At 68.0% G+C, this 20469-nt stretch carries 18 protein-coding genes; 7 read left to right on the forward strand and 11 right to left on the reverse strand.

Annotated features, from left to right (window positions below):
- The first annotated feature begins 4 nt into the window (after window positions 1-4).
- From B3K53_RS07555 to alaS, 5 genes are all read left to right on the forward strand, one after another.
- Entirely contained in the window at window positions 5-754 is a 750-nt protein-coding gene (locus B3K53_RS07555; protein WP_292083565.1) for an SDR family NAD(P)-dependent oxidoreductase, read from the forward strand.
- A gap of 237 nt (window positions 755-991) precedes the next feature.
- Entirely contained in the window at window positions 992-2503 is a 1512-nt protein-coding gene (locus B3K53_RS07560) for a CYTH and CHAD domain-containing protein (RefSeq protein ID WP_292083566.1), read from the forward strand.
- A 144-nt stretch (window positions 2504-2647) separates the two neighbouring features.
- Entirely contained in the window at window positions 2648-3727 is a 1080-nt protein-coding gene (gene recA / locus B3K53_RS07565; protein WP_292083567.1) for a recombinase RecA, read from the forward strand.
- A 311-nt stretch (window positions 3728-4038) separates the two neighbouring features.
- Window positions 4039-4521: a ribonuclease E activity regulator RraA gene (gene rraA / locus B3K53_RS07570; RefSeq protein ID WP_292083568.1), complete on the forward strand. Its 483-nt coding sequence runs from the start codon at window positions 4039-4041 to the stop codon at window positions 4519-4521.
- Between the two features lie 132 nt (window positions 4522-4653).
- Window positions 4654-7299, forward strand: coding sequence for an alanine--tRNA ligase (gene alaS, locus B3K53_RS07575; RefSeq protein WP_292083569.1), 2646 nt, complete (start codon window positions 4654-4656; stop codon window positions 7297-7299).
- Window positions 7300-7490: 191 nt separating this feature from the next.
- On the opposite strand, the gene B3K53_RS07580 is transcribed toward alaS, so the two are convergent.
- The gene (locus B3K53_RS07580; RefSeq protein ID WP_292083570.1) at window positions 7491-8057 is read right to left on the reverse strand and encodes a DUF2939 domain-containing protein; all 567 of its coding nucleotides are present in this window, start codon (window positions 8055-8057) and stop codon (window positions 7491-7493) included.
- A 360-nt stretch (window positions 8058-8417) separates the two neighbouring features.
- The gene (locus B3K53_RS07585; RefSeq protein ID WP_292083571.1) at window positions 8418-9638 is read right to left on the reverse strand and encodes an NADP-dependent isocitrate dehydrogenase; all 1221 of its coding nucleotides are present in this window, start codon (window positions 9636-9638) and stop codon (window positions 8418-8420) included.
- Window positions 9639-9835: 197 nt separating this feature from the next.
- On the opposite strand from B3K53_RS07585, the gene B3K53_RS07590 reads away from it, so the two are divergent.
- A complete protein-coding gene (locus B3K53_RS07590) occupies window positions 9836-10966 on the forward strand; it encodes a DUF1176 domain-containing protein (protein ID WP_292083572.1) in 1131 nt (376 codons plus the stop codon).
- A gap of 81 nt (window positions 10967-11047) precedes the next feature.
- Here B3K53_RS07590 and B3K53_RS07595 read toward each other — a convergent pair whose 3' ends face one another.
- From B3K53_RS07595 to B3K53_RS07635, 9 genes are all read right to left on the reverse strand, one after another.
- Entirely contained in the window at window positions 11048-12844 is a 1797-nt protein-coding gene (locus tag B3K53_RS07595) for a DUF885 domain-containing protein (protein ID WP_292083573.1), read from the reverse strand.
- An 88-nt stretch (window positions 12845-12932) separates the two neighbouring features.
- Window positions 12933-14765: a DUF885 domain-containing protein gene (locus B3K53_RS07600; protein ID WP_292083575.1), complete on the reverse strand. Its 1833-nt coding sequence runs from the start codon at window positions 14763-14765 to the stop codon at window positions 12933-12935.
- A 113-nt stretch (window positions 14766-14878) separates the two neighbouring features.
- Window positions 14879-15124, reverse strand: a complete 246-nt coding sequence (locus B3K53_RS07605) for a hypothetical protein (protein ID WP_292083576.1) — start codon at window positions 15122-15124, stop codon at window positions 14879-14881.
- A gap of 6 nt (window positions 15125-15130) precedes the next feature.
- A complete protein-coding gene (gene fghA / locus B3K53_RS07610) occupies window positions 15131-15964 on the reverse strand; it encodes an S-formylglutathione hydrolase (RefSeq protein WP_292083577.1) in 834 nt (277 codons plus the stop codon).
- Between the two features lie 15 nt (window positions 15965-15979).
- The gene (locus tag B3K53_RS07615; RefSeq protein ID WP_292083578.1) at window positions 15980-16537 is read right to left on the reverse strand and encodes a hypothetical protein; all 558 of its coding nucleotides are present in this window, start codon (window positions 16535-16537) and stop codon (window positions 15980-15982) included.
- A 66-nt stretch (window positions 16538-16603) separates the two neighbouring features.
- A complete protein-coding gene (locus B3K53_RS07620; RefSeq protein WP_292083579.1) occupies window positions 16604-17305 on the reverse strand; it encodes a hypothetical protein in 702 nt (233 codons plus the stop codon).
- An 82-nt stretch (window positions 17306-17387) separates the two neighbouring features.
- The gene (locus B3K53_RS07625) at window positions 17388-17774 is read right to left on the reverse strand and encodes a VOC family protein (protein WP_292083580.1); all 387 of its coding nucleotides are present in this window, start codon (window positions 17772-17774) and stop codon (window positions 17388-17390) included.
- A gap of 79 nt (window positions 17775-17853) precedes the next feature.
- Entirely contained in the window at window positions 17854-18405 is a 552-nt protein-coding gene (locus B3K53_RS07630; RefSeq protein WP_292083581.1) for a hypothetical protein, read from the reverse strand.
- Window positions 18405-19511, reverse strand: coding sequence for an S-(hydroxymethyl)glutathione dehydrogenase/class III alcohol dehydrogenase (locus tag B3K53_RS07635; RefSeq protein ID WP_292083582.1), 1107 nt, complete (start codon window positions 19509-19511; stop codon window positions 18405-18407). Before B3K53_RS07635 ends, B3K53_RS07630 begins: the two co-directional genes overlap by 1 nt.
- 169 nt (window positions 19512-19680) lie before the next feature.
- On the opposite strand from B3K53_RS07635, the gene B3K53_RS07640 reads away from it, so the two are divergent.
- The coding region (locus B3K53_RS07640; protein WP_292083583.1) for a LysR family transcriptional regulator at window positions 19681-20469 on the forward strand (789 nt) is incomplete at its 3' end.

Raw genomic sequence — 20469 nt, forward strand, 5'->3', positions numbered from 1 at the left:
GACCATGAGCGGAACCGTCCTCATCACCGGCGCCACGGCGGGCATCGGACAGGCGGCGGCGCGCCGCTTCGCCTCGGCGGGCTGGAAGATCATCGCCACCGGCCGCCGCGCCGAGCGTCTGAATGATCTGGTCGCCGAACTGGGCGCGGACGTGGTCCATCCCCTCGTCTTCGACATCCGCGACGAGGCCGCCATCGACGCGGCCCTGGACGCCCTGCCCGAGGGCTTTGGCGACATCGACGTCCTGATCAACAACGCCGGGCTGGCGCTGGGGACCGCCGCCGCCCAGGACGCCGATCTGGATCAGTGGCGTCAGATGATCGACACCAACATCACCGGTCTGGTCACCATCACGCGGCGCCTGCTGCCGCGCCTGATCGCGCGCAAGGGCGCCATCCTGAACATCAGCTCGGTGGCCGCGACCTATCCCTACAAGGGCGGCAACGCCTATGGCGGCACCAAGGCCTTCGTGCGCCAGTTCTCGCTGGGCCTGCGCTCGGACCTGCACGGCACCGGGGTGCGCGTCACCTCCATCGAGCCCGGCATGACCGAGACCGAGTTCACCCTGGTCCGCACCAGCGGCGATCAAGCGGCGTCGGACGCCCTCTACGGCGGCGCCCAGCCCATGACCGGCGAAGACATCGCCGAGACCCTGTTCTGGGTCGCGACCCTGCCGCCGCACCTGAACATCAACGCCCTGGAGCTGATGCCGGTCAGCCAGTCCTTCGCCGGCTTCCAGGTGGCGCGGGGCTGACGCCCTTGATCCTCCCCCGTCTACGGGGGAGGGGGACCGCCGCAGGCGGTGGAGGGGGCGGATGCAACCGCCCCGTTCGACAAGTGCCCCACGCCGTGCGGCCGACCTTCAACGGCAACATCCGCCCTCGCCCCCTCCACCATGCTGCGCATGGTCCCCCTCCCCCGCTGCGCAGGGGAGGATCGCCCACGAGCTTCGCCGCTTCCGAGATGGCGGCGAGAAGCCTAAACTACCCCCATGGCTTCGCCCGCGACCGAAACCGAACTGAAGTTCCGGCTCGGGCCGGGCGCGGTCGTGCGTCTGTCAGGCCACCCGGCGCTGCAAGGGCCCCAGACCAGCCAGTCGCTGCGCTCGGTCTATTTCGACACTCCCGACAGCGTCCTGCGCGCGGCGGGGTGCGGCCTGAGGGTTCGCGCCACGCCGGACGGCTTCGTCCAGACCCTGAAGCGCCAGACCGCCCCCGGCCAGACCGCCCGCGACGAGTGGGAGGTCCAAGTCGCCTCCGAGGCCCTCGACCTCGCCGCGCTCAAGGCCACGCCCGCCCATAAACTTCTGAAGGGCCGCCGCCGCGACCTATCGCCCCGCTTCGCCACCACGGTCGTCCGCCGCGTCCGCATGGTCGACTGGGAGGGCGCCCGGATCGAAGTCGCCTTCGACGCCGGCGAACTGTCCGCCGGAGAGCGCCGCGAGCCCATCTACGAGCTGGAACTGGAGCTGAAGGCGGGGCCGCCCGCCGCCCTGTTCAGCCTCGCCCGGCGGCTGGCGCGCGACCTGGCCATCGTCCCGGTGTTCGAGAGCAAGGCCGAGCGCGGCTGGCGGCTGGCCGACGGCGAGAGCCGCAGCCCCCGTCGCGCCGTCGCCACGCCCCTGTCGCCTGATGCATCGGCAGCCACCGCCTTCCGCCGCATCGCCATGGCCTGTCTGGCCCAGGTCTCGGCCAACGCCGAACTGCTGCGGATCGTGCGCCGCCCCGAGGCCGTGCATCAGATGCGGGTGGCCTTACGCCGCCTGCGCGCCGCCGTCGGCGTCTTCAAGCCCCTGTTGGCCGAGGCCGAACGCGAGCGCATCGAGGCCGAACTGAAATGGCTGGCGCACGAGGCCGACGCCGCCCGCGACCTCGACGTCTTCATCCGCGACGTCTTCCACCCCACGGCGCTGGCGGCCCCCTCGCCCGGCCTCGCGGCCCTGGGCCGTCACCTGCTGACCGCCCGGGGGCAGGCCTATGACCGCGTTCTGACGGCCATCGCCTCGCCCCGCTACGCCCTGCTGATGCTGGAGACGACCGCCTGGATCGAGACGGCGGTCCTGTCCGACGCCCCCGTTGCGCCCTTCGCCGCCGAGGCCCTCAGCCGCCTGCATCGTCAGGTCGAAAAACGCGCCCGCGACCTGACCGATCTGGACCCCGAGGCCCGGCACCACCTGCGCATCCGCGCCAAGCGGCTGCGCTACGCCGCCGAGTTCTTCGCCGACCTGTTTCCCGCCCGCCGCCGCCGCGCCCGCTATCTGAAGGCTCTGGAACGGCTGCAGGACCGGCTCGGCGAACTGAACGACCTGGCCGTGGCGCGCGACCGAATCCCCGGCGAGGCCGCTCTGGACGACGCAAGCGTGGCCTTCGCTGCGGGACGCGTCATCGGCCGGCGCGAGCGCGACGAGGCCGCCTTATTGGCCGCCGCGCTCAAGGCCTGCAGGCGTTTCCACGACGCCAGGCCCTTCTGGACCGGATGCCGACCACGTCAGAAACGGTCGTAGATCGCATTTTGTTCTCACGCGCCAAATGAGAACATCTTGTGAACCAGAACAAACCATGCACATAGTCCGTCTCACAGAGGGAGCGGGTCCTGGCGGGTCTCTCCCAAAGCCCAGAATGGAATCATGGCAAGGGAGAGAAAACCAATGGCACAGGCGGCATTGAAGCTCGTGGGTAAAGAAGACGGCGAAAAGCAACGCGCTCTTGAGGCGGCGATCGCGCAGATCGATCGCGCTTTCGGCAAGGGCTCGGTGATGAAGCTCGGCAAGGGCGGTTTGGTGAACGAGATCGAGAGCGTCTCGACCGGTTCGCTGGGCCTGGACATGGCGCTCGGCATCGGCGGCCTGCCGGTCGGGCGGGTGATCGAGGTGTTCGGCCCGGAATCCTCGGGCAAGACGACCCTCGCCCTGCACACCGTGGCCGAGGTCCAGAAGAAGGGCGGCGTGGCCGCCTTCGTCGACGCCGAGCACGCGCTCGACCCGGTCTATGCGCAAAAGCTGGGCGTCAACCTCGACGACCTGCTGGTGTCGCAGCCCGACGCCGGCGAGCAGGCCCTGGAGATCGTCGACACCCTGGTGCGCTCGGGCGCCGTGGACATCGTGGTGGTCGACTCGGTCGCCGCCCTGACCCCGCGCGCCGAAATCGAAGGCGAGATGGGCGACAGCCTGCCCGGCCTTCAGGCCCGTCTGATGTCGCAGGCCCTGCGCAAGCTGACCGCCTCGATCTCCAAGTCGAAGTGCATCGTCCTCTTCATCAATCAGATCCGTCACAAGATCGGCGTCATGTACGGCTCGCCGGAAACGACGACGGGCGGCAATGCGCTGAAGTTCTACGCCTCGGTGCGCCTCGACATCCGCCGCACCGGCGCGATCAAGAACCGCGACGAGGTCGTCGGCAACACCACCCGCGTCAAGGTGGTCAAGAACAAGGTCGCCCCGCCGTTCCGCGAGGTCATCTTCGACATCATGTACGGCGAAGGCATCTCCAAGATCGGCGAAATCATCGATCTGGGCGTCAAGGCCAACATCATCGAGAAGTCGGGCTCTTGGTTCTCCTACGACTCGACCCGCATCGGTCAGGGCCGCGAGAACGCCAAGGAATTTCTGAAGAACAACCCCGACATGGCCCTCGCCATCGAGAAGGCCGTCCGCCAATCCACGGCCAAGATCGCCGACGACATGCTGGGCGCGCCCGAACCCGATGAAGGCCAAGATCTGGAGGGCTGATCTCCCTCCGACACAGCTTCCGTCCGTCGTCCCCGCGACCCGCCTACCGACCCCGCGGGGTCGGTCGGACGGAGCCGGCCCGCCCGAGCAATCGGGCGGGCCTCTTTTTATCTGGTTCGCCTTCAGTTTCCGCTCATCCCCGCGGAGGCGGGGACCCAGTGAGAGCCTCACGCACCATCACTGACCGCCCGTGCTTGCCGCCAAAGCACTGGGTCCCCGCCTCCGCGGGGATGAGCGGATGTAGAAACAAACCGCTCTTTTCTCGCCGCGCCCCGCCGGGCAAACTTCACCCTCAAGCCCCGGAGCCTCCCATGATCCCCGCCACCGCCGACCTCTGCGACGCCCACCCCGAAAAGGTGAAGGTCTGCCACATCCCGTTCCGCAGCTTCGGCCAGGCGACGGCCTTCCACGGTCCGGTTCGCACCCTCAGCGTGCTGGACGACAACGCCTTGGTCCGACAGGCGCTGGAGCGGCCGGGCCACGGCGCGGTGCTGGTGGTCAACGGCGGCGGATCGCTGAAGCGCGCCCTTGTCGGCGACAACCTGGCCAGACTGGCCATCGACAACAACTGGGCCGGGATCGTCCTCCACGGCGCCATTCGCGACAGCGGCGTCATCGACACCATGCCCGTCGGCGTGAAGGCCGTGGGGACCACGCCCCTGCGCGCCGACCGCGACGCCATCGGCGAGATCGACATCCCCACCGCCTTCGGCGGCGTCATCTTCACCCCCGGCGACTGGCTCTATGCCGACGCGGACGGGGTCATCGTCGCGCCGCATCGCCTGCACGATTAGAGCCCGCCGCATCGCAAAAGCGCGCCCCGGCGCACGCGATCACGCGCCAGTGATGCGCTCGGCGCAAAATCCCTATATGACGCCCGTTCCGATATTCTCCCCGCGCGCCCGAATTCCTTAGAGCGATACGCCATGACCAGCCTGAAACAGATCCGCTCCACCTTCCTCGACTACTTCGCGGCCGACGGCCACGAGAAGGTGCAGTCGGCTCCGCTGGTGCCGCAGAACGACCCGACCCTGCTGTTCGTCAACGCGGGCATGGTGCCGTTCAAGGACTACTTCACCGGCGGCGCGACCCCGCCCTACAAGCGCGCCACCAGTTCGCAGAAATGCGTGCGCGCCGGCGGCAAGCACAACGATCTGGACAACGTCGGCTACACCGCGCGTCACCACACCTTCTTTGAGATGCTGGGCAACTTCTCGTTCGGCGACTATTTCAAGGACCACGCCATCGAGAGCGCCTGGACCCTGCTGACCAGGGAGTTCGGCCTGGACCCTGCGCGCCTGCTGGTCACCGTCTATCACACCGACGATGAAGCCTTCGACATCTGGAAGAAGGTGACCGGCTTCGCCGACGAGAAGATCATCCGCATCCCCACGGCCGACAACTTCTGGGCCATGGGCGACAGCGGCCCTTGCGGTCCCTGCACCGAGATCTTCTACGACCACGGCGACCACATCTTCGGCGGCCCTCCCGGTTCGCCCGATGAGGACGGCGACCGCTTCGTGGAGATCTGGAACAACGTCTTCATGCAGTACGAGAAGGAGAACGACGAGATCGTTCGCGACCTTCCCAAGCCCAGCGTCGACACCGGCATGGGTCTGGAGCGCATCGCCGCCGTCCTGCAGGGCGTCCACTCCAACTACGAAGTCGACCTGTTCAAGAGCCTGATCAACGCCTCGGAAGAGCTGACCTCGACCAAGGCCGAGGGCGAACGCGCCCCGTCGCACCGGGTCATCGCCGACCACCTGCGTTCGACCGCCTTCCTGATCGCCGACGGCGTGACCCCCTCGAACGAAGGCCGCGGCTATGTCCTGCGCCGCATCATGCGCCGCGCCATGCGTCACGCTCACCTACTGGGCGCCGCCGACCCGCTGATGCACCGTCTGGTCCCGACCCTGGTCCAGGAGATGGGCGAGGCCTACCCCGAGCTGGGCCGCGCCCAGGCCTTCATCGAGGACACGCTGAAGCAGGAAGAAATCCGCTTCCGCACCACCCTCGGCCGCGGCATGAACCTGTTCGATCAGGCCACGACCGGCTTCAAGGCCGGCGACATGCTGGACGGCCAGACCGCCTTCACCCTCTATGACACCTACGGCTTCCCGCTGGACCTGACGCAGGACGAGGCCCGCCGTCGCGGCTTCAGCGTCAACGTCGACGGCTTCGAGGCCGCCATGGCCGAGCAACGCGACCGTTCGCGCGAACACTGGAAGGGCTCGGGCCAGACGGCCTCGGCCGGCGCCTGGCTGGCCCTGCGCGACCAGCACGGCGGCACCGCGTTCACCGGCTATGAGTCCGAGACCAGCGAAGGCAAGGTCCTGGCCATCGTCAAGGAGGGCGCCGAGGCTGCGTCCGCCGCGACCGGCGACACGGTCGAAGTCCTGCTGGACGAGACCCCCTTCTACGGCGAAGGCGGCGGTCAGGCGGGCGACAAGGGCGCCTTCGTCTGGAGCGGCGGCCAAGGCCGCGTCCTGGACACCAAGAAGCACGGCGGCGACTTGCATGTTCACACGCTTGAGGTGACCCAGGGCTCGCTGGCGACCGGCGCCGTCGTGACCGCCACGGTCGAGGAGGGCTCGCGCCCGACCACCCGCGCCAACCACTCGGCCGCCCACCTCTTCCACGCCGCCGTCAAGAACGTCCTGGGCGCCCACGTCGCCCAGAAGGGCCAGATGGTCGACGCTGAGCGCATGCGCTTCGACTTCAGCCACAACGCCCCGATGACGGACGAGGAGATCGCCCGCGTCGAGGACGAGGTGAACGCCGTCATCCGCCAGAACGTCCCGGTCACGACCGAGCTGATGACGCCCGACGCCGCCATCGCGGCCGGCGCCGTGGCCCTGTTCGGCGAGAAGTACGGCGACGAGGTCCGCGTCCTGACCATCGGCCATGCGCTGAGCGGTCCCGGCGCCTATTCGGTCGAGCTGTGCGGCGGCACCCACGTCTTCCGCACCGGCGACATCGCCCTGTTCAAGATCGTCTCGGAAGGCGGCGTGGCCGCCGGCGTGCGTCGTGTCGAAGCCCTGACCGGGGACGCCGCCCGCCGCTTCCTGCTGGATCAGGCCAATGTCGCCCGTTCGCTGGCCCAGGGCTTCAAGATCCAGACCGCCGAGGTTCCGGCCCGCGTCGAGGGCCTGCAGGCCTCGGTCAAGACGCTGGAGAAGCAGGTCGCCGACCTGAAGAAGCAACTGGCGCTCGGCGGCGGCGCGGGCGCCAATGCGGCCCCGGAAGAGATCAACGGCGTCAAGCTGATCGCCCGCGTTCTGGACGGCGTCGACGGCAAGGGCCTGCGCGGCGTGGCCGAGGACTTCAAGAAGCAGATCGGCTCGGGCGTGGTCGCCCTGGTCGGCGTCGTCGATGGCAAGGCGGCCATCACCGTCGCCGCGACCCCGGACATGGCCGGCAAGGTCAACGCCGCTGATCTGGCCCGCGACGCCGTCATCGCCATGGGCGGCAAGGGCGCCGGCGGCAAGCCCGACTTCGCCCAGGGCGGCGCGCCCGACGGGTCAAAGGCCGAAGCTGGTCTGGAAGCAATCCGGGCCGCGCTGAAGGGCTGATCGCCCGCACAGACTGAAACAGGAAGGGCGGCGCACCGGATGCGCCGCCCTTTTTCTTTGGCCGATCCCCACACAATCCGCTCATCCCCGCGGAGGCGGGGACCCAGTGCTTTGGCTGCAAGCACAGGCGGCCAAGGATGGTGCGTGAGGCTCTTTCTGGGTCCCCCGCCTCCGCGGGGATGAGCGGGTGATTATTCCGCCTTGCTCAGATCGATCCCCGCCAGCTTCCAGCCCAACAGGTTGCGGCGTTTCATCAGCAGGGAGACTTGCTCGCCCGGCTGGTCGTCGCGGGTCAAGGTGACGGCGAAGGTGTCCAGGTCGCGGTAGCTCCAGGACTGGCGCACCTTCTTGCTCTCAGGCTTGCTCTCAGGCTTCGGCCCGACCTCCGGCTCGACCTTGGCCAGGTCCGGCTTGGGCGCCTGCCCCTCCTGCACCATGGCCGAGATGGCCTGGGGCGTGACGAAGGCGTCCACGGCGCCGCTGACCAGCGCCGGCGCCAGCAGCATGCCCAGGCCCGACAGGCCGCTGTCCTTCAGCCGACTGTCCTTGCGCATCTCGCTCATCATGCGCTCGCTCAGCTCGTCTTTCAGGCTGGCGCGGAAGGCGGGAAAGTCGACCTGGCGCTCCAGCGCCTGCGCGTCGCCGCTCTTGGCCGCCTGCACCAGCGAGCGCGCCGCCAGCAAGGGCGAGGCGGCGTAGGCCAGGACGAAGGCCGCCACGGCGGCGCCCCCCAGTCGAAGGATCAGTTTCTGGTTCATCGGCCCTCCCCTGCCTTACGAACGCGACGGGTCAGCGACATCTGCGACACAAACTCGAAACCCCCTGCGACATTAAGGACATGGTTCGAGGGGGGGCTCAAGGGCGTCGTTAACCCTTGGCGGAATTCCGGGGGCTCCCCCCGCCGTCATCCTCGGGCTTGACCCGAGGATCGGGTGGTCCGCCTGCGCGACATAGGCAAGGAGGCGCGCGTCCCTACGCTCGATCCTCGGGTCAAGCCCGAGGATGACGGCGGTATGAGTGATGCGCGGCCCGAGCAACCAAAAGGCCCGCGGGATTTCTCCAGCGGGCCCATTCCTGGTGCGTAACGCGCTCAAGCAGCGCGAAGCGCGGTAGCGCTACTAACCAATATTCGGCAGGGCCTTTTTCAGGTTCTCAGACACCTTGTCCAGGAAGCCTTCGGTGGTCAGCCACGACTGCTGGTCGCCGACGAGCAGGGCCAGATCCTTGGTCATGAAGCCCGACTCGACGGTTTCAACCACGACGCGTTCCAGCGTCTCGGCGAACTCGGCCAGCTCGGCATTGTCGTCCAGCTTGGCGCGGTGCTTGAAGCCGGCCGACCAGGCGAAGATCGAGGCGATCGAGTTGGTCGAGGTCGCTTCACCCTTCTGGTGCTGACGGTAGTGACGGGTCACCGTGCCGTGGGCGGCTTCGGTTTCCATGATCTTGCCGTCCGGCGTCATCAGGACCGAGGTCATCAGGCCCAGCGAGCCGAAGCCCTGAGCCACGATGTCCGACTGCACGTCGCCGTCATAGTTCTTGCACGCCCAGACGAAGCCGCCCGACCACTTGATGGCGGCCGCCACCATGTCGTCGATCAGACGGTGTTCGTAGGTCAGGCCGCGCGCCTTGAACTCTTCGGCGTAGTGCTCGTCGAAGACTTCCTGGAACAGGTCCTTGAAGCGGCCGTCATAGGCTTTCAGAATGGTGTTCTTGGTCGACAGATAGACCGGATAGTTACGAGCCAGGCCGTAGCTGAACGAGGCGTGGGCGAAGTCACGGATCGACGAGTCGAGGTTGTACATGCCCATGGCCACACCGGCCGACGGGGATTTGAACACCTCGTGCTCGATCACCTGGCCATCGTCGCCGACGAACTTGATCGACAGGGTGCCGGCGCCCGGCATCAGGAAGTCAGTGGCCTTGTACTGGTCGCCGAAGGCGTGACGGCCGACGACGATCGGCTGGGTCCAGCCCGGAACCAGACGCGGCACGTTCGAGCAGATGATCGGCTCGCGGAAGACCACGCCGCCCAGGATGTTGCGGATGGTGCCGTTCGGCGACTTCCACATCTTCTTCAGGCCGAATTCCTTCACCCGGGCTTCGTCCGGGGTGATGGTGGCGCACTTGACGCCGACGCCGTGCTTCTGGATCGCGTGGGCCGCGTCGATCGTCACCTGGTCGTCGGTGGCGTCGCGGTGCTCCATGCCGAGGTCGTAGTAGTCGAGCTCCAGGTCCAGGTAGGGGAAGACCAGCTTGTCCTTGATCATCTGCCAGATGATCCGGGTCATTTCGTCGCCGTCGATGTCCACGATGGGGTTGGCGACCTTGATCTTGGCCATGCTCTGCCTCTGTCTCTTAATCAGGGAAGGAATATCGTGCGGGCGGTATAGCGAGACGCGCGCGCGGGCGCAAAGGCTGAGCGGCGCCATCGGCGCTCCTGCGCAAAATGCCCCCATATGACTTGAACCAGCAGCCAGCTTGACCGTTCATGGAGCCCGCCCCTGATCGTTCCCCTCTCGCTGATGAGACGCCCGACATGACGCTTCGCAGCCTGTTGCTGACCGCCGCCGCCGCCCTGATCCTGCCGCAGGGGCTGGGGGCCTGCGGAAAGAAGGAGGGTGACGCCTCGCCCGCCGCGGCCCCCGCCGCCGCCGACGTCGCGGTCGAGACGGCGGCGACGTCGCCAACCGTCAGGACGAGCGCCAATCCGCCCAGCGTGACGCGCGAGTTCCGCGACTGGACCGCCACCTGCGACAACACCAATCACTGCGTGGCCTTTGGTTCGGCGCATGAAAACATGGGCTTCGTCCTGGTCTCCCTGGCCCCCGGCGCGGAAGCCCGCCCCGTCGTCCACATGGGCGGATGGGGTCTGGAGGACGGCCAGGGCTCGGTCCACGCCGTCATCGACGGCCGGCGCTATGCCGGCGAGAACTCCAAGATGGACGAGGAAGGCGACGTCATCGCCTTCAGGAACCCCTCGCCCCAACTGGTGCATGATCTGGGCAACGGCTCCTTCATGGCCCTGCGACGCGGGGACGAGCAGATGAAGGTCAGCCTCGGCGGGGCGGCCGCCGCCTTCCTGTGGATCGACGAGCGTCAGGGGCGGCTGAACACCCCCACCGCCCTGATCCGGCGCGGCGACCGGCCCGCCGCCGAAGTGCCCGCAGCCCCGGCCGCCCCGCGCGTGGCCGTGGCGGCCGCCGTCGCCCAGAAAGGCCTGGTCCAGGACGACCTGTCCCCGGCGCTTCTCGCCCACCCCAAGGTCAAGGAATGCCTGGCCGAAACCCGCAGAGGCGAACGTTTCGAGCCGAACGTCGAGGTCTCACGTCTGGCGGCGGACAAGCTGCTGTGGAGCGTGCCGTGCGGCGAAGGCGCCTATAATTTCAGCCAGACCTATTTCATCACACCGGCCGACGGGACCGCGCCCCGGCCGGTCGCCTTCCCCACGGCGGCGGGCAGCGAAGCGACCCTGGTCAACAGCCGCTATGATCCCAGGACCCGCACCCTCTTCGCCTTCGGCAAGGGGCGCGGCCTCGGCGACTGCGGCCGCATGGGCGTCTGGGCCTGGACCGGCGAGCGCTTCGCCCTGTTGGACGAGAAGGTCATGCCGAGTTGCACGGCAGTCCCCCAGGACCTGTGGCCGACCACCTGGCGCGCGGCGACCTGACCGCCATCCTGCGCCAGACATGAAAACGGCCCGGACGCGCGAACGTCCGGGCCGTCTTTCGTTTCAACCCTGATCGGCGTCTCAGGCCCGCATCTGGGCTTCCAGCACCGCCAGCGGCAGGGAGCCGTTCATCAGCACCTTGTCGTGGAAGGCGCGCAGGTCGAAGCCCGGCTTGGCCTCGGCGTCCTTCCTCAGGCGGGCGATCACCGTGTGGCCGACCTTGTAGGCGCAGGCCTGCCCCGGCCAGACGGTGTAGCGGTTGATCTCGCTGTTCGAGGCGTCCAGCGGCTTGGCGCCCGAGGCCGCCATGTATTCGACCGCCTGTTCGCGGCTCCAGCGCTCCGAGTGCAGACCGGTGTCGACCACCAGGCGCACGGCCCGGAACAGGTAGGACATGAGGAAGCCGACGCGGCCCAGCGGGTTGTCGGCATAGGCGTCCAGGTCATTGGCGGCGACCGCCTCGGCGTAGAGCGCCCAGCCTTCGTTGTAGGCCGAGAAGCCGCCCGCGCGGCGCCACTGCGGCAGCTCGCCCGACTCGCGCTGCAGGGCGACCTGCAGGTGGTGGCCCGGCGAGGCCTCGTGATAGGTCAGGGTCGGCAGGGCGAACTTCGGCCAGTTCCCGCTGTCGCGCAGGTTGATGTAGTAGGCGCCCGGGCGCGAGCCATCCAGCGGCGGTCCCTGATAGTATCCGCCCGGCGCGCCCGACTGGATCGACACCGGCACGCGACGGATCTCGACATGGGTTTTCGGCAGACGACCGAAGACGGTCGGCAGTTTCGGCTCCAGTTCGGCGACCAGCTGGTTCAGCCAGACCTGCAGTTCGGCCTTGCCCTCGTCGGTGTTGGCGAAGAGCTGGGCCGGGTCCTTGTTCAGGGCCTGGATGCGTTCGCCGACGGTGCCCTGAGTATAGCCCTGCGACTTCAGGATGGCGTCAATCTCGGCGCTGATCTCGGCGACCTGCTCCTTGCCCATCTTGTGGATCTCGGCGGCGCTCAGGGTCGTGGTCGTGTTGGACTTCAGGCCGTTGGCGTAGAAGGCCTCGCCGTCCGGCAGACGCCAGACCCCGGCGTCATGCGTCGCCTGCGGGCGGATGGCCTCCAGGGCCGCGACCTGACGGGCCAGGGCGGGCTTGATCTGCTGATCGACGATGGCGGCGGCGCGGACGTCATAGCCCGACAGGTTCAGCGCGGCAGTCTTGCGCACCAGTGACTTGATCATGGCCAGGTCGGCGGCCTTGGTGTCGCGCAGGGTGCGGACCTGGGGCAGCATGCGGTCGATGATGAAGTCCGGCGGGATCACGCCCAGACCGGCGTCCTCGCGGACCTTGTCCGTCTCACCGTCCAGCACCCCTGCGAAGGCCGACAGGCGCGACAAGAAGGCGTCGGCGCCGGCCGCATCCTCGATGCGGTGCTGGTTGTCCATGAAGTCCGGCGTCTCGAAATAGGCGCCCGACAGCTGGGTCACGACATAGGGGGACGGACGGCCCGGCCCCGCGCCATAGGCGAAGCGCGAGGTCTCGGCCGAGGTCTCCCGCCCGAAAGCGGCGATGGCGTAGTTCAGAGCGCCGGCTTCGGACAGACCCGTCTGGTCGAAGGCGCGCAGCGTCGCCCAACGGCTGATCGCCTTGTCGCGGTCCTTGCGGATGGCGTCGGGACCGGCTTCGCTCAGTTTGGACGACAGACCGGCGCGGGCGCCCTTGTCGAGGCCCAGGTTGGTGGCGCGCTCGGGGCTTTCGTCAATGTCGGCCTCGAACCAGCCATCCAGCAGGGCGTTCAGGCGCGCATCGGCGTCAGTGGCGGCGACGGCGGCGTGGGCCAGCGAGGGCGCGACGGCGGCCGTGGCGGCGGCGGTCAACAACAGACGGCGGCGGTCGATCATGGTCTTGCTTCCCGACGAGGGCGGCGCGACGCCGCGCGCCCCTCACACTCAGACAATCGTCGGGCCGGCGCGCCCGTGGTTCACAGGCCTAGGCGGGCGTCCAGGCGTTCAGGGTCCGCTCCAGCACCGTCAGCGGCACGCCGCCCAGGTTCAGGCCGGTGTCATGGAAGCCCTTGATGTCAAAGCGGCTGCCCAGACGCTTCTTGGCGTCCTCGCGCAGCTTGACCCAGGTGGTGTGGCCGACCTTGTAGCTGGACGCCTGGCCCGGCCAGACGCAGTAGCGCTCGACCTCGGTGGCGATGCTGGATTCCTGGTCCCCCAGGGTGTCGACCATGTAGCGGATGCCCTGCTCGCGGCTCCAGCGCTTGTGGTGCAGGCCGGAATCCACGACTAGGCGCGCCGCGCGGAACATCAGCGACTGCAGATAGCCGATCTGGCCGAAGGGATCATTCTCATAGGCGCCGATCTCGTCCGCCAGTTGCTCGGCGTACAGGCCCCAGCCCTCGGAATAGGCCGAGAAGCCCATGACCTTCATCAGCAGCGGCGTGTCCGGCTTCTCCTGCTGCAGGGCGATCTGGAAGTGATGGCCCGGCACCGCTTCGTGATAGGTCAGGGTCGGCAGGGTCCATTTGGGCCATTCCGCCGTGTCGCGCAGGTTGATGTAGTAGGCGCCCGGACGCGAACCATCCAGAGCCGGCGACTGATAGTATCCGCCCGGCGCACCGGCCTCGATGGCCTTGGGCACGCGCTTGATGTCGCACGGCGACTTGGGCAGGCGGCCGAAGTAGTCCGGCATACGCGCCTGCATGGCGACCATCTGGGCGTTCAGTTCCTTGATCAGCTCGTCCTTGGCCTCGTCCGTGTTCGGATAGACGAAGCGCGGGTCCTTGCCGAGCGCGGCCACGCGTTCGCCGACCGTGCCTTGCGTCATGCCTTGCGCCTTCAGCAGGGCGTCGGTGCGGGCCGAGATCTCGGCCACCTGCTCCAGCCCCATCTGGTGCACCTCGTCCGGCGTCATCGACGAGGTGGTGAAATATTTCAGGCCGAAGCGGTAATAGTCCTCGCCCTTGGGCAGACGCCAGACGCCGCCGTCGTGAGTCGCGCCGGGACGCACAGACTTCAGGGCGTCGGCCTGACGCTGGATGGCCGGATAGACTTCGCCGGCCAGGATGGCCTGGGCGCGCGCGGCCCAGTCGCCGGAGATGTTCTTCTCGGCCGTGCGGCGCGCCAGCGACTGGCTCATGACCGAGTCGGCCGGAGCCGTGCCGGTGATGGCGGCCATCTGGGTCAGGGTGCGGTCGATGACGAAATCAGGCGGCACGGCGCCGGCGGCGAAGTCGGCCAGCATCCGCTCGCGCTCGGCGTCCAGGCCCTTGGCGAAGTCCGACAGGCGCGACAGATAGGCGTCGGCGTCGTCCGCCGCCTCGATGCGGTGCTGGCTGTCCAGGAAGTCGGGGATCTGCTGATAGGATCCGCCCAGCTGGCTGACCGTATAGGGCGACGGGAACATGCCGCCGCCATAGGGGAAGCCGTACCCCTCCATCACCGTGTCGCCGAAGAACTCCAGCGAGTCGTAATAGGTCTGCTCCAGGGTCGTCAGTTGGCGCTTGTCGATGGCCTTCACGGCCTTCATGCCGTCGATAAACTTGGCCTTGTCGGCGTCGATCTTGGCCTGCGAGCGGTCGCTCAGCTTGAAGCGGGCCTGCGCCATCGGTCCCCGGTCCATGCCCAGCATGGTCAGGGTTTCGGGATCGGACAGGATCATCTCCTGGGCGATCTTGTCCAGCAGGGCCAGGAACTGGGCCGAGGCGGGACCCGCAGCCGGAGCAGCGGCGGTCTGCGCGAACGCGCGGGCGGCGCCCGAGGCCGCGAACGCGCCTCCCAGGGCGGCGGTCATCAACAGGCGGCGACGGTCCATCATCGGGCTTCCTCCCAAAAGCGATGGGAGGGGACACTATCGAAGCGGCGCCGCCCCGCAAGGCGCCATGATCACGGCGCGGATGAAGTTTCGTCCATCCGCGCCCGTTGGCGGGATCAGCCCGGCTGGACGTGGGCCTTGAGGCAGTCGCGCACGGCCTTCTTCAGATCGCCCGGCGCATTGGGTTCGTCCACGCCCTCGGCGGCCAGCACGGCCTTCATCGCGGCATCCAGACCCTTGGGCAGGGCCGCGATCACCTTCTTCTGACCCTTTTCGTGCAGGCAGAAGCCGACCTCGCTGCACAGGGCGGCGAACATCTCGTCGAAGTCCACGTGGGCGAAGTCGGGGGCGGCGTCGGTCATGAAGTCTCAGGCTTTCAGGCGGGTCGCATGGAAGGCCACGTGGTCGTCCACGAAGCTGGCCATGAAGAAGTAGGAGTGATCATAGCCCGCCTGCATCCGCAGGGTAAGCCGCTGTCCCGCAGCCTGGGCCGCCGCGACCAGAAGCTCCGGTTTCAGTTGCTCGGTCAGGAAAGGATCGGCCTCGCCCTGATCCACCAGGATGTCGTCGAAACGACCCGCCGCCGCGCCGCTTTCGATCAGCAGGGCGGCGTCATGCTTCGCCCATTCGGCGCGGTCGTCGCCCAGATAGGCGGTGAACGCCTTCTCGCCCCACGGACAGCGGGTCGGCGACGAGATCGGGGCGAAGGCCGAGACGGACCTGAACAGCTCGGGATGACGCAGGGCCAGGGTCAGGGCCCCGTGCCCGCCCATGGAATGACCGAAGATCGAACGCGTCTTCGTGGTCGGGAATGCCGCGTCGATCAGGGCGATCAGTTCGTCCGTGACGTAGCTCTCCATGCGGAAGTGCGGCGCCCAGGGCGCTTGCGTGGCGTCGACATAGAAGCCTGCGCCCTGCCCCAGATCATAGGCCGGATCGTCCGCCACCCCTTCGCTGCGCGGCGAGGTGTCCGGCGCCACGATGATGACGCCGTGTTCGGCGGCGGCCCTGTAGGCCCCGGCCTTGGTGGTGAAATTATCCTCGGTGCAGGTCAGGCCCGACAGCCAGATCAGGACCGGGAACGGGCCCTCGCCCGCCGGGACAAAGACCGACAGGGTCATGGGCGTGCCCGTCGCGGCGCTGTCGTGTTTCAAATAGCGCAGGGTTCCGCCGTGAACGACGTGTGTCTTGACCGTTTCCATCCACTCAAACTCCGATCAGTCAGGCCAGACGCGGGCCATGAAGGCGTCGTCCAGTTGGCCGCCGTCCTTCGGGAAATAGCTGTACCAGTCGCGCGGGATCGGCGGGCTGGCGCCGACGGGCGGCGCGCCGCCGCCCCAGGCCTCGAAGCCGACGCCGACCAGGATCGGTCCCTCGCGCACAGCGGGGGCCGGCACGGCCTCGACCGCCTTGACCACCGCCGCAATCGTGTCCGCGCTGGGCGCTGGTTCGCCGGTGACGACCCAGGCCTTCGCCCGCCCGCCCGGCTTGACCATCAGCAGCACCATGCCCGAGGCGCCGGGCTGAACCGGGGCGGCGCGGAACGCCCCCTCGGCCGCCGTCGTCGCAGCGTTGACGTAGGGCGTCAGGGCCGAGACCTCGACCCGCGCCTTCATGACCGGATCGGGCAGATAGAGGACCACGTCCTTGCCTCTCCAGGCCTCAACAGGGACCTCTGCGGTCGGCGCCCCGTCGGCAGCCCGGTCGCAGGCCGTCAATCCCAGCGACAGGCTGAACGCCGCCAGCCCCGCCGTCATCGCCGCTTTCGCCCTCATCTCGTCTCCGCCTTCAAACCTGTGCCCTGCTTTATTCCTTGCGGGCCCAGGCAGATAGGCCCGCCGTCAGCCTTCGGGCGTCACCACGCGGGTCGGCTGACCGTTCTCGTCCCGGAACGTGATGCGCGCGCCGCCGTCAGCCGCCACGCTGAGCACCAGACGCGCCCGGCCCGCGCCGTCTCGCAGCACCAGCTCCGAAGCGCCCGATCCCTGACGGCCGAGGAAGGCGCGCGGCTGCCCGTCCATATTGGCGGCCAGCATCGCCGCCTGCTGTTCCTCCGGCGTCATGCCCGCCAGACGCGTCAGGACGTCATAGTCGATCGACTCCTCGGGTCGGTCGTTGACGAAGACGCCGGACACCCGTCGCGCCCCTTGCTGGAAGCCCATGATCTGGACCGTCTGATCCTGCTCATAGCCGTCGAAGGTCAGGCTGCCGCCCGACGTCCTGACCCCGTCGGCGTTCTTGCCGCCGAACACCAGGCCGCCGACCTCGGTGCCTTCTTCGTTCATGAACAGCATCCCGGCCGTGTCGCGCCCCGGATGCGGAACCTCGCGCCCGCGATAGGGGATTTCGGGGAAGGCCGTCTGGTTCGAGATCACCATCCGCAGCGTGCCGTCCGGCTCGCGCACATTGATGCGCTGTACGTCGATCTCGGTGAAGCGGCCCGGGCCGACGCCCGACACCGCCCCAGAGACCATCACCCCCACGAAGACGGCGGTCAGCACGCCCGAATAGGCGATCAGAGCCTTCTGCGCGTCGAATTTCATGATGATCCTCCCCCTTTGGAATGGGGCTAGGTAGCGGATCACGCCGACGCCATCCCGTGGTCAGTTGTCGCAAGCTCGGCTTTTACGACGGCCGGTGAACGGCGCAGATCTTGTTGCCCGACGGGTCGCGCAGATAGGCCAGGTGCATCTTGCCGAAGGGGGTGTCGCGCGGACCCGCCGGGTCCTCGATGGCCGTGCCGCCCGCCGCCACGCCGGCCTCGGCGAAGGCGAGAACCGCCTCGGGGCTGGCGGCGGCGAAACCGATGGTGCCGCCGTTGGCGTGACAGGCGGGCTCGCCGTCGCGCGGCGTGACCACGCCCAGCATGCCGCGCGGCGTCATGTACCAGACGCCGGGTCGGGGCTGATCGCTGAAGGTCCCCGGCTGATGGCCCAGGGCGCCGAGCACCGCGTCATAGAATTTCTGCGACGCCTCGACGTCATTGGCGCCGAGCGTGACGTGCGTGAACATGGTCTTCCTCCCGATGATGCGCCCGACCGGTTCGCCGGGCGCAGCAAGCTAGAGCACAAAAGTTTCTTTTGGCAACGGACTATCGCAGCGCCCAAGCCTCTTCGTAAAAGCGATCATCCATCACCCGGCCGCCCGCGTCTCCTGACAAGGCATTCCAAGCTTCTGGCGTCGGCATCGGCAGACCAACCGGAGGCGTCCCGCCTCCCCAGGCGGAGAACAGCAGACCGAACACAACAGGTCCCCCCACGATCTCAGGAGGAGGCGCCTCGGCAAGCGCCTTCTCGATAGCGACCTTCGTCTCCGGTTCCATCGGCGCGCCGGTCGCCAGCCATACACGCGCCTGTCGGTCAGGCTTGACCATCACGACGACAGCCCCGCTAACGCCTTCCTTCGCTGGCATTTCCATAAAGGCGTTGGACGCGCGCGCCCGTAAATCCTTTATGTAAGCGCCGAGAACGGCCGTCGGAACTCGCTGTTCGATAACAGGCGTCGGCAGATAGAGCGTAATGCTATGCATCGTCCAAGCTGGCGTTGGAGCAGGCGTCTGGCGCAGTTCGCTGTCCCGCGGCGCGGGATTTGACGGCCCGCACGCCGTCATGAGCAGCACCAACCCCAGCAAGGACAAACGCATCAGAAGACGATCACCGAACGGATGCTCTTGCCTTCATGCATCAGGTCAAACGCCTCGTTGATGCGTTCCAGCGGCAGGGTGTGGGTGATCATGGGATCGATCTCGATCTTGCCGTCCATGTACCAGTCGACGATCTTGGGCGTGTCGGTGCGGCCGCGCGCGCCGCCGAAGGCCGAGCCCTTCCAGACGCGGCCGGTGACCAGTTGGAACGGACGGGTCGAGATCTCCTTGCCCGCCTCGGCCACGCCGATGACGACGCTCTCGCCCCACCCGCGATGGCAGGCTTCCAGCGCCTGACGCATGACCACGGTGTTGCCGGTGCAGTCGAAGGTGTAGTCGGCGCCGCCGTCGGTCAGTTCAACCAGATGGGCCACCACGTCCGACACCTCCTTGGGGTTGACGAAGTGGGTCATGCCGAAGCGACGGCCCCATTCTTCCTTGTCGCCGTTGATGTCGACGCCGACGATCATGTCGGCCCCGACCAGCTTCAGCCCCTGGATGACGTTCAGGCCGATGCCGCCCAGGCCGAAGACCACGGCGTTGGCGCCCGGCTCGACCTTGGCCGTATTGACCACGGCGCCCACGCCCGTCGTCACGCCGCAGCCGATGTAGCAGGCCTTGTCGAAGGGGGCGTCCTTGCGGATCTTGGCCACCGCGATCTCGGGCAGGACCGTGTAGTTCGAGAAGGTCGAGCAGCCCATGTAGTGGGCGATGGCCTGACCCTTGTAGGAAAAGCGCGAGGTGCCGTCGGGCATCAGGCCCTTGCCCTGCGTGCCGCGGATCGAGGTGCACAGGTTGGTCTTGCGCGACAGGCAAGACTTACACTGGCGGCATTCCGGCGTGTAGAGCGGGATGACATGGTCGCCGACGGCCAGCGAGGTCACGCCCGGCCCGACCTCGACCACCACGCCCGCGCCCTCGTGGCCCAGGATCGACGGGAAGATGCCCTCGCTGTCCAGACCGTCCAGCGTATAAGCGTCGGTGTGGCAAACGCCGGTCGCCTTGATCTCGATCAGCACCTCGCCTGCGCGCGGGCCTTCCAGATCGACCTCGACGATTTCGAGCGGGCGTTTGGCTTCGAACGCGACGGCGGCGCGGGTTTTCATGATGTGGGTCCTTCGGACGTCCCTATCGCTCGCGACGCGGTCGCTCGCTGCTTCAGGGACAGGAGGTGACTGAATTTGCGCCCCTTGTACGCCGCGCCGCACCTGGCCGAAACGGCGACAACCGCAAAACATTATTGCTGTTGAGCAATAATACTGATCCAACGTCCCGATGAGCCGCTGGGACGGGATCGACGAATTCACCGCTGTCGCCGAACAGGCCAGCTTCTCGGCCGCCGCCCGGCGCCTGGGCCTGTCGACCTCTGCCGTCAGCCGCGAGATCGCCCGGCTGGAGGATCGGTTGCAGACCCGCCTCCTGCACCGCACCACCCGCCGGGTCGAGCTGACCGACGCCGGCCGCGACTTCCTGGTCCGCTGTCGCCGCCTGATCGACGAACGCGACGAGGCCCTGGCCGCCGTCCAGCCCGATGATCAGGCGCCGCGCGGCCTGCTGCGCATGACCTGCTCGGTCTCCTATGGCGAGCGCTTCATCGCCCCCGCCGTCAACGCCTTCGCGCGCCAGAACCCGGAGCTGAGGATCGAGCTGGATCTCGACAACCGTCTGCGCGATCTGGTCGGCGACGGCTATGATCTGGCGGTGCGGTTCGGCCACCTGACCGACTCGCGGCTGATGGCGCGGCGGCTGGCCTCGCGGCGGCTGATCCTGTGCGCCAGCCCCGACTATCTGGCGCGTCGCGGCGCCCCGCGCGACCTGTCCGAGATCGCCAGCCACGACGGCCTGATCGGCTCGGCCGAGCATTGGCGCTTCACCGAGGCCGGGCGTGAAGTGTCCTTGCGCCCCTCCGGCCGCTGGCGCTGCAACTCCGGCGCGGCGGTGCTGGACGCGGCGCTGCAGGGGTTGGGCCTGTGCCAACTGCCCGACTTCTACGTCGCCGAAGCACTGGCGACCGGTGCCCTCATCTCCCTGCTGGACGAGGCTCGCCCGCCCGACGAAGGCGTC

The sequence above is a fragment of the Brevundimonas sp. UBA7506 genome, from assembly GCF_002479495.1.
Lineage (GTDB): Bacteria > Pseudomonadota > Alphaproteobacteria > Caulobacterales > Caulobacteraceae > Brevundimonas.

Bases quoted from the DNA above. Each gene is read 5' to 3' on its own strand.
- B3K53_RS07555 (WP_292083565.1), top strand. From the start codon at position 5: ATGAGCGGAACCGTCCTCATCACCGGCGCCACGGCGGGCATCGGACAG.
- B3K53_RS07560 (WP_292083566.1), top strand. From the start codon at position 992: ATGGCTTCGCCCGCGACCGAAACCGAACTGAAGTTCCGGCTCGGGCCG.
- recA (WP_292083567.1), top strand. From the start codon at position 2,648: ATGGCACAGGCGGCATTGAAGCTCGTGGGTAAAGAAGACGGCGAAAAG.
- rraA (WP_292083568.1), top strand. From the start codon at position 4,039: ATGATCCCCGCCACCGCCGACCTCTGCGACGCCCACCCCGAAAAGGTG.
- alaS (WP_292083569.1), top strand. From the start codon at position 4,654: ATGACCAGCCTGAAACAGATCCGCTCCACCTTCCTCGACTACTTCGCG.
- B3K53_RS07580 (WP_292083570.1), bottom strand. From the start codon at position 8,057: ATGAACCAGAAACTGATCCTTCGACTGGGGGGCGCCGCCGTGGCGGCC.
- B3K53_RS07585 (WP_292083571.1), bottom strand. From the start codon at position 9,638: ATGGCCAAGATCAAGGTCGCCAACCCCATCGTGGACATCGACGGCGAC.
- B3K53_RS07590 (WP_292083572.1), top strand. From the start codon at position 9,836: ATGACGCTTCGCAGCCTGTTGCTGACCGCCGCCGCCGCCCTGATCCTG.
- B3K53_RS07595 (WP_292083573.1), bottom strand. From the start codon at position 12,844: ATGATCGACCGCCGCCGTCTGTTGTTGACCGCCGCCGCCACGGCCGCC.
- B3K53_RS07600 (WP_292083575.1), bottom strand. From the start codon at position 14,765: ATGATGGACCGTCGCCGCCTGTTGATGACCGCCGCCCTGGGAGGCGCG.
- B3K53_RS07605 (WP_292083576.1), bottom strand. From the start codon at position 15,124: ATGACCGACGCCGCCCCCGACTTCGCCCACGTGGACTTCGACGAGATG.
- fghA (WP_292083577.1), bottom strand. From the start codon at position 15,964: ATGGAAACGGTCAAGACACACGTCGTTCACGGCGGAACCCTGCGCTAT.
- B3K53_RS07615 (WP_292083578.1), bottom strand. From the start codon at position 16,537: ATGAGGGCGAAAGCGGCGATGACGGCGGGGCTGGCGGCGTTCAGCCTG.
- B3K53_RS07620 (WP_292083579.1), bottom strand. From the start codon at position 17,305: ATGAAATTCGACGCGCAGAAGGCTCTGATCGCCTATTCGGGCGTGCTG.
- B3K53_RS07625 (WP_292083580.1), bottom strand. From the start codon at position 17,774: ATGTTCACGCACGTCACGCTCGGCGCCAATGACGTCGAGGCGTCGCAG.
- B3K53_RS07630 (WP_292083581.1), bottom strand. From the start codon at position 18,405: ATGCGTTTGTCCTTGCTGGGGTTGGTGCTGCTCATGACGGCGTGCGGG.
- B3K53_RS07635 (WP_292083582.1), bottom strand. From the start codon at position 19,511: ATGAAAACCCGCGCCGCCGTCGCGTTCGAAGCCAAACGCCCGCTCGAA.